8 protein-coding genes are annotated in these 16,098 nt (G+C 48.5%); 3 read left to right on the top strand and 5 right to left on the bottom strand.

Going from position 1 to position 16,098, the window contains the following annotated elements; translation table 11 throughout:
• Positions 1-55 precede the first annotated feature (55 nt).
• From CIK99_RS13500 to uxaC, 5 genes are all read right to left on the bottom strand, one after another.
• The gene (locus CIK99_RS13500) at positions 56-931 is read right to left on the bottom strand and encodes a 4-hydroxy-3-methylbut-2-enyl diphosphate reductase (RefSeq protein ID WP_094382009.1); all 876 of its coding nucleotides are present in this window, start codon (positions 929-931) and stop codon (positions 56-58) included.
• A 6-nt stretch (positions 932-937) separates the two neighbouring features.
• Positions 938-2,029, bottom strand: a complete 1,092-nt coding sequence (gene meaB / locus CIK99_RS13495; protein WP_094382008.1) for a methylmalonyl Co-A mutase-associated GTPase MeaB — start codon at positions 2,027-2,029, stop codon at positions 938-940.
• A 2-nt stretch (positions 2,030-2,031) separates the two neighbouring features.
• Positions 2,032-3,093 carry a DUF1573 domain-containing protein gene (locus CIK99_RS13490; protein ID WP_094382007.1) on the bottom strand — a complete coding sequence of 354 codons (1,062 nt, stop codon included), beginning with the start codon at positions 3,091-3,093 and terminating at the stop codon, positions 2,032-2,034.
• Positions 3,094-3,187: 94 nt separating this feature from the next.
• Positions 3,188-8,878: an alpha-2-macroglobulin family protein gene (locus CIK99_RS13485; protein ID WP_158215991.1), complete on the bottom strand. Its 5,691-nt coding sequence runs from the start codon at positions 8,876-8,878 to the stop codon at positions 3,188-3,190.
• Between the two features lie 304 nt (positions 8,879-9,182).
• The gene (uxaC, locus tag CIK99_RS13480) at positions 9,183-10,583 is read right to left on the bottom strand and encodes a glucuronate isomerase (RefSeq protein ID WP_094382005.1); all 1,401 of its coding nucleotides are present in this window, start codon (positions 10,581-10,583) and stop codon (positions 9,183-9,185) included.
• Between the two features lie 128 nt (positions 10,584-10,711).
• Here uxaC and CIK99_RS13475 point away from each other — a divergent pair, with 128 nt between their 5' ends.
• The 3 genes from CIK99_RS13475 to CIK99_RS13465 all read left to right on the top strand — a co-directional run bounded on the left by CIK99_RS13475 (position 10,712) and on the right by CIK99_RS13465 (position 16,091).
• On the top strand, positions 10,712-11,746 hold the full coding sequence (locus CIK99_RS13475) for an asparaginase (protein ID WP_094382004.1): 1,035 nt from the start codon (positions 10,712-10,714) through the stop codon (positions 11,744-11,746).
• A 46-nt stretch (positions 11,747-11,792) separates the two neighbouring features.
• Entirely contained in the window at positions 11,793-12,692 is a 900-nt protein-coding gene (locus CIK99_RS13470) for a serine O-acetyltransferase (protein ID WP_094382003.1), read from the top strand.
• Between the two features lie 213 nt (positions 12,693-12,905).
• A complete protein-coding gene (locus tag CIK99_RS13465) occupies positions 12,906-16,091 on the top strand; it encodes a SusC/RagA family TonB-linked outer membrane protein (RefSeq protein ID WP_371591042.1) in 3,186 nt (1,061 codons plus the stop codon).
• The last annotated feature ends 7 nt before the right edge of the window (positions 16,092-16,098 follow it).

Genomic DNA, 16,098 nt, shown 5'->3' with positions numbered 1-16,098 from the left:
TGAAACCGCTCTAACTACGTTCTTTATGTGTTAGAATCTGCTTTAATGCCGTTTCTTATCTGTCAGGATCTGTATTAATACCGTTGATGATGGCTTCGCGACACTGTTGCATAAGCCATTTCGGAGTGCTGGTGGCACCGCAGATACCAATGGTGGTCACGTCCTTTAGCCATTCTTTCTTTATCTCCTCAGGACCTTCTATGAGCTGGCTGTTGGGGTTGACGCGCCGACATTCGTCGAAAAGCACTCGGCCGTTGCTGCTCTTGCGTCCGCATACAAAGAGCACGAGGTCGTGTCGGCGTGCGAAGTTGCTCACGTTGGGCATGCGGTTAGCCACTTGCCTACAAATGGTGTCGAAGCTGCGGAATGTGGCAGTGGGAGAGATGTGGGTCTGTATGTAGTCGATGATGCGATGAAACTCGTCGAGCGACTTGGTGGTCTGCGAGTAGAGGTAGATGTCGCGTGTGAAGTCAAGTTTTTTCACATCTTCAAAATGCGCTATCACGATGGCATGGTTCTGTGTCTGTCCGACGAGTCCCAACACCTCGGCGTGTCCCGGTTTGCCGAAGATGACTATCTGTGCGTCGGGGCAGCACTCATATTGGCGGCATATGCGGCGTTGCAGCTGTAACACTACCGGACAGGTGGCGTCGATTATCTCTATCTCGTTCCGAATGGCAAGGGCGTAGGTTGTTGGCGGCTCGCCGTGAGCCCTCAACAGCACCTTTGCGTTGTGGAGCTGTTTCATCTCGTCGTGGTTGATGGTGGTGAGTCCCATGCGTTTCAGCCGTTCACATTCCATGCCGTTGTGCACAATATCTCCGAGACAGTATAGGTTTGAGCCGTTGGCGAGTTCTTCCTCCGCCTTTTTTATGGCAGTGGTGACACCAAAACAAAATCCGCTTCCTTCGTCAATTTCTATTTTCAGCATACTATTTCATTTTTTAAAGTAAAAGTCCAAGAGGTCTCCTGCAGCCGCAAAACTCGTCTTCTCGCCGTTGAGGACAGACTTTTCGGCATTGCTGAGCATAGCCTTGATATCGGCATTGTTGTAGAAGTTGTTGCGCAACTGCTCGTTGATGGTCTCATACATCCAGTATTTGCTCTGTTCGTTACGTCGATACTGGAAGTAGCCGTTTTGCTTTACGAAGTCGATATATTCATATATCATATCCCACACTTCTTTCACACCGGTGCCGTAGAATCCACTGTAGCACAACACCTTGGGCAACCATCCGCTGTCGGGCTTCGGGAAGAAATGGAGGGCGTTGCGGAAGTTGGTGGCTGCCATGTGGCAGCGGTCAACATTCTCGCCGTCGCACTTGTTGATGACGATGCCGTCGCTGATCTCCATGATGCCACGCTTGATGCCCTGGAGCTCGTCGCCGGTGCCAGCCACCTGAAGCAAGAGGAAGAAATCGACCATCGAGTGACAGGCCGTCTCGCTCTGTCCCACACCCACCGTCTCGACGAAGATCTTGTCGAAGCCTGCCGCCTCGCACAAGATGATGGTCTCGCGAGTCTTGCGTGCCACGCCGCCGAGCGATCCGGCCGAAGGGCTGGGACGGATGAACGACTTCGGGTGCACCGAGAGTTTCTCCATGCGTGTCTTGTCGCCGAGTATTGAGCCTTTCGTGCGCTCAGAACTCGGGTCGATGGCGAGCACGGCGAGTTTGCCTCCAGTGCGTTCCAGCACATGAGTGCCGAAGACGTCTATCGACGTCGATTTTCCTGCTCCTGGCACTCCACTGATGCCGATGCGGATAGAGCTGCCGCTATAGGGTAGGCATTTCTCTATCACTTCCTGAGCCTTGGCCTGATGGTCGGGATTGATGCTCTCGACGAGGGTCACTGCCTGGCTGAGTATGGTTATGTCGCCTTTGACGATGCCTTCAACCATCTCGGCCACCGACAGTTGGCGACGGCGGAAGCGGTCGCGGTTGAGATATGGGTTTACGCGCGCTGGCTGCTCTACACCGCTGTTGACGGTGAGTCCCTTATATTCTTCGTTGTTTTCTGGGTGTATCATAATCAGAGTGTAGTTATGTTTATTTCTATTTTGGGGTTCTTTGGGTCGTTGGTAATCATCAAGATGCGTGGACGAGTGCGGGCATTCTTATATGCTTCACGTTCCACGGTGACCTTCATCGTGGTCTTCTCGCCTGGTTTCAGCGTGCGTTTGCCAAGGGTGAGTTTCAGCGCCTTGGAATACATGTGGAGCGAGGATATCTGCAGTGGGCTCTTGCCGCTGTTGGTGAGCTCGATGCGCTCTGTGGCCTTGTCTTTGTCGGCGAGGTCAACCTTTATCTCGTTAGCCGACAGAGTGAGTTGCGGCGCGTTGAGACGTTGTGTCTCTGTCATCTGTGCAAACTGAGGCAGCAACACGGCCGAGGCTGTGATCTCGTTGTCGATGCTCACCTTGTCGCCTGGCTTGTTGGCGAGATAGACTGAGGTCTCGGTCACACCATAGTCACGCAGTTTCTCGGTGTGTAGGGTAACGCTTATCTTGCCTTGGTTGCCGGGACGCAGATATTGTTTCGACGAGGTGGTGGTGAGATATGGAGGAAGGTGCATGAGGTTGGGTTCAAGCACCGTGGTGCCGTCGTTGATGATGTGGATGTCGATGACGGGTTGGTCGCCTTTGTTTACGTCGTCGAATTCGAGGTCTCGCTTGTCGAGACGCAGGTTGCCGATGACGAATGGGAAGTCGCCGGTATAGTCTGGCACATCTTCCATTACGATGCCTTTCATCGAGAGGTATAGCGGTTCTTTTGAGCCGTTGCTATATATGGCTGCCTCTTTGAAGAAGTGGCCCATCTGCCTTGCATCGTAGGTGAGCGATATGGTGAACTCATCGCCCGAGGCTATCTCTTCTTTCGGATAGTCGGCTTTTATACATCCGCAACTCACCCTCACGTCGTTTATCTTCAGTCGTCGCGAGCCTTTGTTCTTGAGGTTGAACGTTGCCGTGACGGGTTTGAAATATTGCACTTTTCGGCAGTCTATCTCTGCCTCTTTAACTGTGATTTTCTGTGCTGACGCGGCTGTTGTGGCAGCAATCATCATGAATGTCAATATTGTCTTTTTGTTCATATTCTTATATTAGTATTTTTTTAAAAAATTGTGGATTATGCGTCATATCCACTCTTATTCGTTGCCGATTACGCTTATCCGTTGCCGATTACGCTTATTTGTTTCCCACCTCCACGCTGATTCCTCCTGCTGTGGCCCTGAATTCCGGAGCATAAGCACATTGTGCTGTGCAGGTTCCGCTGTGGTATTTGCCTTCGCGGTCGATGAAGTATTCGGTCTCTATCACGTGGCGTCCTTTTTTCATGCGGTCGAAATAGTAGTATGTGGCATTGTCTTTTGGAGCTACGTATGCGCCGTTGTGGTAGCCGCTGAGCTGTTGTATGGGCTCCATGCAAGCGGCGCGACGGTCGGCTATCTCCACAAAGTCGAGGTCGCGGAGAGCGTCGATGGTGATTCTCGTCTTCACTCTTGAACCTACCTTCAGTCCGCCTTCTGGAATGATTATTTCTCTCTTGATGGTGATGCCCTCGCCGCTGTCGGCAATGTCTGTAACGGTCTGCATATATTGTGCATAGACTGATGCCCACGATGAACCTTGTGAGGTCTTTGTGGCGGTGAGTTTGCGCTGGTTCTCGTACGTCATTGTTGTCTTCTGATAACCCATTCCAGCCGTGGCTTTCGGCATGTCGAGTTGTGTGCCGTCGATGGTGAAGAGGGCCGCCGTGCTGTTGGCGGCGAGTGGCGACTGACGTCCCTTTATCGGCGTTAGGAAGGCGTTGATGGCATCGATGCTGCTAATGGGCGTATCCCATGTTTGGGTGCGTTTCTCTTGAAGTAGCCAGCGTTGCATCTCGGCAATCGTCGTGGCGTATTTCCCGTTATCGTCACCCACCTTACAGAGAGCCTCGATAGCCATGGTCTGCGTAGGTATCTTATAGTCGCGCCACGTAGATACGGCACGGAAGGAGTCGAAATACCTTCCTGCCGCCTCTGTGCATACGGTGTGTTCCACGATGCTCTTGAGGTAGGTCTTTGCCTTGCGGCTGTCTCCATGGCTGTCCAACACTATTGCTGCCATGGCCTTTGCAAACATCGACATGGTCTTCTGTTCTTTCTTAAGCAACGACACGAGATAGTCGGTCGCCTTCGCTCGATTGCCTGATGGTGTGCGCGAGAGCAAGGCGTTGGTGTAGAGGTATTCGAGTGCCGTAGCGCTTGGGAAAGTCTGTGTGTGACCTTTCTTCTCTTCGGCCTTCATCTCGCTGACGGTTTTTGTCATCTCGACATCGAGATACTTCATGGCTTTGTTCAGCATGTTGTCGGCGATGTCATTGCCGGTGAAGGTCTTCATCCTCGCCATGATGGTTGCTATGGCCTGGGTGATAAACGTGCTTCCGCTCATGCCTTGCCACCAGCTCCACGATCCGTCGGCATTCTGTAGCTTCTGTAACTTTGCCAGGGCGGTTTGTGTTCGTGCGTTGATGGTGTTCGCGTCGAAGAGGGCAGCGAGCATACGCTTCTGTTCTGTCTCGGTCTTTGCTTCTGTCAGCCACGGCGTCTCGTCGAGAATCATGTCTTTTAGCTCCGTATTTTTTTCAAGACTGCTGACGAGTGATGTCCCGTCGTCTTTCTCTTCTTTCCATAGTTGACAAGTGTTGGCTATGGCAGGTTCGGCGTTTGCCAGATGCCTTGCCAACGTGTTGGAATAGAGCGATGCTGCCAGTGATATGGCGTTGGCGTCGTGTGGCTGAGCGAGTAGTGGCAGTGCTTGTACCATAAGCCAGGCAGGATTGTTGGTATATTCCACCGTGAGACGGCTTGTCTTGTCTGTCACGGCAAACATCTTACGCAGGTCGATGGTGGTTGTGCCTGGATTGTCTTGGCTGAAGGTGTGTGTCTGGGTGACGCGTTCCTTGGCTGGCATCACGGCTACATAATGCTGTTCTCCGTCGCTGAAGTTTTTTCCTGAGGCGATGATGCGTATAACGAGTAGCAGACAGCTTTCGTCGGCACGCAAGGTGAATGTGGCGTCGGTGGTCTTTGCCACTTCCACGGCAAAGGGTTGTGACTTGGTCATTATCGTCTGTCCGGTCTCTGGATCGACGATTTCCATTCTTATGTTGCCGTCAACATTATAGTTGCCAGTGTTGAAGATTTTCGTCGTTATGCGTGCCTCGTCGCCTGAGCGGAGGAAACGAGGCATGTTTGGCTGTACCATGATTTCCTTTTGTGCCACGGTCTCTGCCTCGATACTTCCGTACATCATGTCGCGTGTGTTTGCCACACCCATGAAGTTCCATGTGGTGAGCGTCTCGGGCAGGGTGAATTTCATCGTTACGTTGCCGTCTTTGTCGCTGTTGAGCATTGGATAGAAGAAGGCTGTCTCGTCAAAATTTTCACGTATGGTGTTGTCTTGTTCTGAACTCTGGGTGTCGTCTTCTTCTTTTACAGATAAATTGACCGTTTCTTTTGCCTTCACCGTCGATACACTCTCAACGCTGTCGAACCACATCTCGCTGTCGGCCTTCACCATTGGCGCTGACGCACTTCTCATTGTTTTTCCGTAACCCCTTATCATCTTATTAGAATAGTGAATGCCGAAAATCGTATTGTCAAAGTGGCTGAATTCAAATGCTCGTGTGGCGTAACGCGTGAAACTCTGCGTGTGGGGCATGTAGTTAGTGAAGTTGTTCATTGTTGACCAAGACGTGCCAAAGAGGGGAACCCATGGGGCGGCATCTATTATCCACTGGTGTGGCATCAGTTGGTCGAGAGACTTGTCGTAAAGTGTGGCCATAAGGCGTGCGTCAGCTGGCTTGCCGTCGGGCCTTGTCACGTTGAGTGTCCATGTCTCTTGTTGTCCTGGCAGCAGTCTGTCGCGGAATGTGGTCCATTTTATCTTGAGCTCTTTGTCGGGCAGCGGACGCGATATTGTCTGAGTGTGGCTGTAGAACTTGCCGTCTCTTATCCATGCGAAAGCCATAGTGATGCCGTCGCCGTATTCCTTGCGGTAGCTGAGGCGGCGGTTGATGAGTTCGTTATTCAGTTCGGTGCGTCCGCTCTCTATCACCTTGTTGTCGGCAACAATGGTATATACCACGTGGATAGAGTCTGAAGAGCCCACTTGTATGGTTATGTCTCCATTGTCCTTAAACTTGTCTGCCGAACAGAAAAACCAGTCGTCGGTCTTGCTGCAGGGTACTTTGTCATCAAGGTTGAACGTTATGAAACGGTGGACGAGTGTGTCGTGGTCGCATATTGCTGTCAAGGTGTGTGTGCCTGTGGCAAGAGGCTTGGCAAGAGCTATTGGCTGCATAGTGCGTCCATGAAGCCATTCGCCGCCGTCGATGTTCATTCGCGCTTCTGTGCTTACATCGAGGCCTGCGGCATTTTTCAGATAGACCACGATGCCCTTGAGACTGTCGGCAAGTACCTTTTCGCCTATATTACAACTGATGGCTGTGGCACGACTGCCAAGAGGAAGTGTCATTGTGCCAGTGCGTGTCTCGCCGCTGATGTCGGTGACGTCGGCGCTGACCGTGAAGTCGTAGAATCGGCGTGTTGTCTTGGAGTCACCGGCAAGTGTCAGTGGCATCTCTATATCGAAACGTCCGTCGGCGTCTGTTGTGGTCTCCTCTGAGGCTACGGTCTCCGCCCATGTGTTTTCGTCGTTGTTCCAGCGCCACCACCAGTGTGCGACCTTACGTTTTACCGTGTATTTCACCTTTGCTCCTTGTACTGGAACGCCGGCGTATGTCATGGCCTTGCCTTGCATCTGAAGGGTATCGCCAGGGCTGTAAGGCGAGTTGACCTTTGGTATTTCCACCATGAATGTAGGCCGCTTATACTCTTCCACCTTTATCCTCACCCATTCGTCGTCCACGCTGATGCGATAGCTGCCCGTAAGGCATTTCTCGGGGAGCAGAAAGTCGGTGGCGACCGTTCCGTAGTCGTCGGCTTTCAGTGTGCGCTCTGTCACGATATTGTTGTCGTTGTCGTAAAGCGTCGCTTTCACGTTTCTTCCTTCGTCAGCCACAGCAGTTATCCAGTTTTCGTTCCGATAGCATATCGCCGATACGTGAACGGTCTGTCCTGGGCGGTATATCGATCGGTCGGTACAGATGAGTGTGTTCTTTCTTTTACCGTCACCTTTTTCAAAATGGTTGTCAGCAAAAATGTTCTGTCGGGGTGTCGCTTTGTCGTCGGCAGTGAAAGAATATTCGTTTCTTGGCAAGTGATTCTCGTATTTGTAGATGGCTTCGCCGTATTTGTCGGTGATGATGGTCTTGACGTGTTTGTTGCTTTCGGTGATCTCGATGGTCGCACCATTCAGTGGTTTGCCGGTGAGTCTGCTCACCACGGCATATCTTACTTGTTTGCCTGGCAACACTTGTTTCATCATCGTTACGTCTGTAACGTAAAGCATGCTGTAGTTTGCGTAAGTAGCTGGCTGCGTTGTGGTTTCAACGACGTAGATACCTGTCGGCAACGGATTGATTGTTATCGTGTCGTCAAATAGTTCGTAGTTGGGATGATAGGGTAGGGTGAAAGTGGTGGAGAGTGGCTGCTGAGGGTTTCTAAGATATTTTTTGTTCTTCTTGAAGCTTGCCTCGTTGCTGATCCTTATGTCGCTATTGCCGTCAAGGGTGGTGGGATAGATGTTTACCGTCAACTGTTTCATGTTGCGTATATTGCGGAGTATGAGCTTTGGCTCCTTTCCGGGCATGACGATACGATTGTTAATCACACACTGCAACTGCGGATATGTCAATGTACGTTCTTCATTGCGCATCTCTCCTGTCCGTTGCCACGATGGCCAGTTGTCTATTATGTAGTGTATATATGTAATGAGTTTCTCTGCTTTGTTGTCTGAACAGTTTTTCATGGCATAATAACGCTCTATAGCCACTTCCGCTGCCACGTCGAGGTCTTTGTATATGGCAATCAGTGAGTCGAGCGAATAGATATATGGCGACTTGCTGATGGTGGTCCTTCTGCCCTTACCTACGTTTTCGTAATATGAAGTCTTAAGGTCGCCCTTACCTGCGTTTTCGTAATATGAAGTCTTAAGGTCTTGCAGCGCCGTGATGCAAGCTGCCCGACGGTTGCCTACAGAGGAATAGTATCTGCTTGGACTGCTGTATTGTTTGGTCTCGTAAGCGATGACGCTAAGGAGGTCGTCACCGAAGATGTTTGAATTGTATCCTTCTACGACGAGTGGAAAATAATTGTTTGCCTTAGTGTCGGCGAGGAGCTCTGGTCGTTGCATTGCAAGCATGGCATAACGTGCGGCTTGGACATTCCAATCATCTGCTATCAGTTTTCTGTATGTCAGAAAAGTGCGTGAGAGTACCGCCGCCTTTACTGCCAAACATACATAGTCGTCGTTGTTCCCGTCAAATACATCACTGCCGATGTTGCTCTTGTTTTCTTCAGATACATCACTGCCGATGTTGCTCTTGTTTCCTTCAGATACATCACTGCCGATGTTGCTCTTGTTTCCTTCGGTTACATCACTGCCGATGTTGTTGCCGTAGAAACTGTTGTAGCTTTTTCTATTGTCAATGCATCTTTTAAGTCTCTCTACCTCAGCTTTCAGCGAATCGGGAGATATCTGTATTTGGAATTGCATTTTTTGTGCTTCCGCCTTGAGCATATGTCCCCAAGCTTTTTCCTGTTGTGCTTGTCTTGAAATGTCGTTAAGCACAGCAATGGCCGTTTGGGGCAAGTCGTTTTGTTGTACCTCGTTTACCTGCTTCCACAGTGTGGAGTAGGTTTTCTGTGCCATTGATGGTATGATATTTACCAAGAGGCAAGCTATGATAGACAAGATCATTTTTTTCATCGGCATGAATATTTTATATTTTTACAAAGGTAATCCTTTTTTTATACACAGCGAAAAAAATAAAAAATAATTTATCCCTTTTCAGTTTTATTAACTGTCTTTTTTAGATAATATTGAGGTGTCTCTGGAAATCCCGGAATCTTTGGAAATCCCGGAATATCCGGAAAAACCGGAAAAACCAGAATATCCGGAATGTCCGGCTCTCCCGTCCCTCAAGCTCCCCGGCTTTCCCCCCAAAAAAATAAACCAAAGGAGAAAATATATCCTCCTGGGTTATACTAAGCTTTCAAAATTACCATGGTAATTAATAGAACTTGAAATACCTGCGTGCGTTGTTATACGAGATGTCTTCAACCATGCGTGAGAGAATCTCTTGGTCGTTAGGCAAAAGACCCTTTTCCACATCATTACCAAGCATGTTGCACAGCAGACGGCGGAAATATTCGTGACGTGGGTAGCTCAGAAATGAGCGTGAGTCGGTAAGCATGCCTACGAAACGGCTGAGAAGACCGAGAACAGAAAGGGCGTTCATCTGTCTCGTCATTCCGTCAAGCTGGTCGTTGAACCACCAACCTGAACCGAACTGTATCTTACCTGGCTCTCCTCCTTGGAAGTTGCCGAGCATAGTGGCAATGACTTCGTTAGCACAAGGGTTGAGAGTATATAATATTGTACGCGTGAGCTTGCCCTTCATGTTGAGCTTGTTGAGGAAACGGCTCATAGCTCGTGCGGTGTTGAATTCGCCGATAGAGTCGAAACCAGTATCTGGACCAAGCTTGTTGTACATCACTGTATTGTTGTCACGGATAGCACCGTAATGGAATTGCTGAGTCCAATCGGCGTCAGCGTCCATCTCTGCCATAACGGTAAGGAAGCAGTTCTTGTACTGGCGAATCTCAAAATCAGAAAGTTGCTGACCGGCAAGTGCCTTTGTGAAGATGGTCTCTATCTGAGAGTCGGTATATTCTTCATCGTAGAACTCTTCGATGCCATGATCTGAGAGACGACAACCATTCTCGTGGAAGAAATCATGACGCTTCTGAAGTGCATCGACCATCTCCTTGAACGAAGAGATGTTTACGCCAGACACATTGCTCAACTGTTCTACGTAAGCCGCAAATTCAGGCTTCTCGATGTTCATGGCTTTGTCAGGACGCCATGCAGGAATCATCTTCACCTCGAAACCGCTCTCGCGGGTCTGCTTATGATAGCGGAGATCATCTACAGGGTCGTCGGTAGTGCAGACACATTCCACATTGTAGTGACGCATTAATCCTCGTGCAGAGAACTCAGGCTGCTGCAGTTTCTCGTTACACTCATCGAAAATCTCACGTGCGGTCTTTGGAGAGAGTTGCTTGGTGATGCCGAAGGCGGTCTTCAGCTCAAGGTGTGACCAATGGTAGAGGGGGTTGCGGAAGCAGTAAGTGATGGTCTCTGCCCACTTTTCAAACTTCTCCCAGTCAGAAGTGTCTTTGCCAGTACAGAAGCGCTCGTCAACGCCATTGGTGCGCATGGCGCGCCATTTATAGTGGTCGCCTCCAAGCCATAGCTCGGTGATTGATTTAAACTTGTGGTCGTTAGCTACCATCTCAGGGATGAGGTGACAGTGATAGTCGATAATGGGCTTCTTTGCCGCATGATTATGGTACAAATCCTGTGCCACTTGGGTGTCGAGCAGGAAATTCTCGTCATTAAATTGTTTCATTGTTTGTTTTTTTATAAGTTTTTTTCGAAATAATATGCTATTTTTGGAATTACGACCGCAAAAATACAAATAAAATTTGTTATTCTCAAAGTTTTTACGTATTTTTGCACCAAAAATTTACGTAAACGATGACGTACACAAGTAAAGTATTGCTAATTTATACTGGAGGAACTATTGGGATGAATAGAAATCCGCGCACCGGTGCACTGGAGCCGTTTGATTTTGAGCATCTAATTGGTAGTGTGCCCGAACTCCAACAAGTGTCAACAGAGATATCCACATTTCAGTTCAATCCCCCTATAGACAGTAGTGATATGACGCCGGAATTGTGGATAGACCTTGTGCACATCATAGCTAACAATTTCAACAACTATGACGGCTTTGTCATCTTGCATGGCACCGACACCATGGCTTACACGGCCTCTGCCCTTAGTTATATGCTCGAAAACCTCACCAAACCGGTTATCCTCACGGGAAGTCAGTTGCCAATAGGGCAGGTGAGAACAGATGGTAAGGAGAATGTTATTACCAGCATAGAGATTGCCTCAGCAAAACATCATGATGGAACGGCTATGGTGCCAGAGGTGTGCATATATTTTAATGGGCATCTGATGCGAGGCAATAGGACCACCAAGCAGAGTGCTGACAACTTCAACGCTTTCGAGAGTTTCAATTATGACCATCTTGCCGATGCAGGAGTTACCATCACTTACCATGAAGACCGAATACTGAAACCTGACTTCTCGAAGCCGATGACACCCCATTTCCAATTGGATTCGAGTGTCATCGTGTTTACTGTGTTCCCAGGCATACAAGAGGAACTCATACATCATGTCATAACGAGCAAGAATCTCCGTTCTATAGTCATGCGTACTTATGGAAGCGGCAATGCTCCCCAATATCCCTGGCTCAGGCGAACCTTGAAAGAGGCAACAAGTCAAGGAAAAATTATAGTGAATATCAGTCAGTGTATGGCTGGAATGGTAGAGATGGGACGCTATGATACTGGTTATCAACTGAAAGAGGCAGGTGTGCTCAGTGGTTATGATAGCACAGTGGAAAGTGCTGTAACAAAACTGATGTTCCTGCAGGGACAGTATAAAGATTGGCACTTGGTCAAAAACTATATGACGAGGAGCATCAGAGGTGAAATAAGCGTATAGCTAATTGTCGAATGGTTTGTTATGAAAAACTTTAGAGAGAGAAAGAATGAAAGCAAGTGAGATACTGAAGAAGAACATCGGGATATTGTCAAAATATACTGTAAAGGAAGAGAGCTTTGTGCCAGGAGGACATGCACCACTACCGGAAATAGATAAGGTGAAACGCATCGTCAGCCTGTCGAAGACCATCTTCTTTACCGATTATTTCTTTAAACGGCAACCAGAAGAACAGATAAGACAATATTATATAGGTGTAAACATGGAGGAACTGTTCTCGCTGCTGAAGGAACAGATAGCACGCAGCATGCTCTTCAATAGCGACGAGGACGAGGCAGTTATTCCACAGAGAGCGGTGGAGTTCGCTTTGCATTATATCGATCGCATGCCAGACGTGAAAAGACTGCTTTATTCCGATGTGGAAGCCATGTTCGACAACGATCCCGCCGCAACAAATTATGGCGAGGTCATATTCTGCTATCCTGTAGTCAATGCAATGACACACTATCGCATCGCACATGAGCTTCATAAACTCGGTATTCCTGTGTTGCCACGCATCATCACCGAATTGGCACATTCAAAGACCGGCATAGACATTCATCCTGGCGCTACCATCGGTGACCACTTCAGTATCGACCACGGTACAGGTGTGGTGATAGGCGAAACAGCGATCATAGGCAGCCATGTGACACTATATCAAGGAGTCACTCTTGGAGCGAAAAGTTTCAAATACGATGCCGACGGAAATATGATAAATTGTCCGCGTCACCCGATACTCGAAGACAATGTTACAGTGTATAGTAACTCGTCGATACTCGGACGTATTACCATTGGACATGATTCGATAGTAGGAGGAAACATCTGGCTTACCCACAGCATACCTCCACATTCAAAGATCTTGCAGAGCAAAGCCATCGACGCTTCATTTACGGGCGGATTGGGTATATAAAATACACCCATAATACTATTTTAGCAAGAATTAGACCTTTTTTGCAACATTTGAACACGATAGATAACAAAATAATACCATAAACACAACATTTTAACACCTTCCGAACAAGGAAATGCACTAACTTTGCACCCATAAAACATTACCTACGGATATTAATAAATTCAAATATAAAATAACATTAACAATTACAAACTAACAACAATGTAATTTATGGGTACATCATCTATCAAAAGATGTCAGGGAAAGAACCCCGACATTCTTAAGGGTGGCCTCGCTCGAAAGGCTTTGATGCTTGCGACTATACTCGTTATGCAAGCAACGTCTTTCTTTGCAGGCAACATTGTGGCCAAAGACATCACAGGAAAGGTGACTTCGGCAACGGACAATGAACCGCTCATCGGAGCTACGGTTCAGGTAGAAGGTTCGCAAGGCGGTACAATAACCGACTTCGACGGAAACTACACCATCAAGGCCAACGACGGTCAGACTCTCGTGTTCTCCTACATCGGTTACGTCACCAAAAAAGTAAAGGTGAAGGGTAATGTCATCAACATCTCACTCGAAGAAGACGGAAAGTCGCTCGAGGAAGTGGTGGTGATAGGTTACGGAACGATGAAGAAGAAACTTGTCACCGGTGCGACAACACAACTCAAGGGTGACGACATACAGAAACTCAACACCACTAACCCTCTCGCTGCCATGCAGGGACAGACTCCAGGTGTGAACATCGTATCTACTTCTGGTCAGCCTGGCGCATCGATGAGCGTCACCATACGTGGTCTCGGTACCGTGGGCAACTCGCAGCCTCTATACCTTATTGATGGAATAGGCGGTGACATCACTACTCTTAACCCAGCCGACATTGAACGCATTGACGTATTGAAAGACGCGGCCTCGGCTGCTATCTACGGTGCTCAGGCTGCAAACGGCGTCGTCCTCGTTACCACAAAGAGCGGTAAGGAAGGAACAAGCAAGATAACATATGACGGATATGTGGGATGGCAGACTGTAGGCAGGAAGTTTAAGATGCTCAATGCTAATGAGTATATGACAATCATGGACGAGGCACGACTCAACTCTGGAATGTCGCCCGTTGATTGGACTTCTCTCAACTCAATACACGATGCAAACGGAAATATCTACGACACCGACTGGATTGACCAAGCCATTGAAGACGGAGCATTGACCACAAGTCATAGCCTCGCCTTCACAGGTGGTTCAAAGACTTCTACTTACGTTGTGTCGGGAGGATATACCGGTCAAGATGGTGTCATCGGTGGATCGGACGTAAGTAACTATCGCCGTTTCAATTTCCGTGCCAACTCTGAACATAAGATGTATAACGGACTCGTCACCATCGGAGAACGTGTGAGCTTCGTATGGAAGACACAACGTGGCATGGGAACAGGAAACATCTGGAATAACAACCTCCGTAGCGCTTTCTCTTCATCACCCATACATCCCGTTTATGACCAAAACGGCGACTATGCCTCAACGGTAAACTCAGACTGGAATGTAAACGATGGCAACCCCTATGGAAACATGATGGTCAACCGCTTTAACCAGAGCAAGAGCGGAAACCTCGACGCTAACGTTTATATGCAGATTGAACCTATCAAGAACTTAAAGATCAAAACTGTATATGGTATCAGCTATGGTACCAGCGACTATCGCTCGTTTACACCAGAATACCAGTTCACACCTCAGTCGGCCAATACATTGACAAAGGTGAACCAAAGCAATGGTAACGGCTTGTCGATGGTATGGACAAACACAGCACAGTATGACTTCACGCTGAAAGGCGGACACGACTTCTCCGCTCTCGTAGGTTCGGAATGGTCACGTTACAACGGCAGTAGCTCGGGTGGATACAACGACAGCCTCATTCCAGGCTTCGGCGACTGGGAACATGCTTTCCTGGACAATACTAACGGCACAGACAACAAGCGTGTCAATGGAGCTCCTTACGACGAGACACGCGGTATGTCGCTCTTCGCTCGTCTCGGTTGGTCGTGGAAAGACCGGTATATGTTTAACGCAACAATACGCGCCGACGAATCGTCAAAATTTGCTCCAGGTCATCGATGGGGATACTTCCCTTCAGTATCGGCAGGATGGACCATCTCGGAGGAGAACTTTATGAAATCAACAAAGTCGTGGCTTGACTTCCTTAAGTTGCGCGCCAGCTGGGGACAGGTGGGTAATGCAAATATTAACTGCTATCAGTATCTTGCTCCCGTCACCACAACAAATACCAATTATAACTTTGGTACAGATGGTAGCCAAAGCGGATGGGCAACAGGTTCTTATCCTTCACGCCTCGCCAACGAAGGCGTGAAATGGGAAACATCAGAGCAGATAAACGTAGGTATCGATGCAAGGTTTATACAGAGCCGACTCTCTTTCACAGCAGACTGGTATATAAAGAAGACCAAGGACTGGCTCGTTCAAGCGCCAGTGCTCGCGACAGCAGGAACACAGGGACCTGTCATCAACGGAGGTGATGTGAAGAATACTGGTGTAGAAATCGGACTCTCGTGGAACGACAATATCGGCAAAGACTTCTCGTACAGCGTGGGAGGAAACTTTGCATATAACCATAACAAAGTGGGAAGCATTCCAACCGAAGATGGAATAATACACGGAGCAAGCAACCAGATTTACTCAAATGCGGAAGAGTTCTATCGCGCTGAGAACGGACATGCCATCGGCTATTTCTGGGGATATAAGACTGCCGGAATATTCCAGAACCAACAGGAGATTAATGACTGGATTGCAGCAGGAAACGGCGTATTGCAGTCAAATGTTCAGCCAGGTGATACCAAGTATGTGGATATCAACCGCGACGGACAGATAAACGCTGCTGACAAGGTCGATCTCGGTAATGGACTGCCAAAATACACCTTCGGATTCAATGTCTCATTATCATGGAAGGGCTTCGACCTCTCTGCCAACGCTACAGGCGCTGCCGGATTCCAAATAGCACAATCCTATCGCGACCCTAACTCTTCACAGGGCAATTACAGCAGACAGATTCTCGATCGCTGGACCGGCGAGGGAACAAGCAACAGAATACCTCGAGTGACTTACGGCGACGTCGGAAACTGGCAATTCTCCGACCTTTATTTGCAAGACGGCGATTATATCCGTCTGCAGAACCTCACCCTCGGCTACGACTTTAAGCGACTAATCTCATGGAAGGGAATATCAAAGTTGCGCCTTTATGTTCAGGCACAGAACTTGCTTACCCTCACAAAATATGATGGTATGGACCCGGAGATCGGTTCGTATAACGGCACCAATGGCAACAGTAGCGACTCTTGGGTATCGGGCGTAGATATGGGTTATTATCCTCATCCACGTACATTCTTGGTAGGTATGAACATTGCTTTCTAAGTGAATA

This window comes from Prevotella sp. P5-92 (genome assembly GCF_002251245.1).
In the GTDB taxonomy this organism is placed as follows: domain Bacteria; phylum Bacteroidota; class Bacteroidia; order Bacteroidales; family Bacteroidaceae; genus Prevotella.
This window is presented reverse-complemented; position numbering and strand designations above follow the sequence as displayed.

Coding starts and splice junctions, on each gene's coding strand:
- CIK99_RS13500 (WP_094382009.1), bottom strand. CDS start 931: ATGCTGAAAATAGAAATTGACGAAGGAAGCGGATTTTGTTTTGGTGTC.
- meaB (WP_094382008.1), bottom strand. CDS start 2,029: ATGATACACCCAGAAAACAACGAAGAATATAAGGGACTCACCGTCAAC.
- CIK99_RS13490 (WP_094382007.1), bottom strand. CDS start 3,093: ATGAACAAAAAGACAATATTGACATTCATGATGATTGCTGCCACAACA.
- CIK99_RS13485 (WP_158215991.1), bottom strand. CDS start 8,878: ATGAAAAAAATGATCTTGTCTATCATAGCTTGCCTCTTGGTAAATATC.
- uxaC (WP_094382005.1), bottom strand. CDS start 10,583: ATGAAACAATTTAATGACGAGAATTTCCTGCTCGACACCCAAGTGGCA.
- CIK99_RS13475 (WP_094382004.1), top strand. CDS start 10,712: ATGACGTACACAAGTAAAGTATTGCTAATTTATACTGGAGGAACTATT.
- CIK99_RS13470 (WP_094382003.1), top strand. CDS start 11,793: ATGAAAGCAAGTGAGATACTGAAGAAGAACATCGGGATATTGTCAAAA.
- CIK99_RS13465 (WP_371591042.1), top strand. CDS start 12,906: ATGGGTACATCATCTATCAAAAGATGTCAGGGAAAGAACCCCGACATT.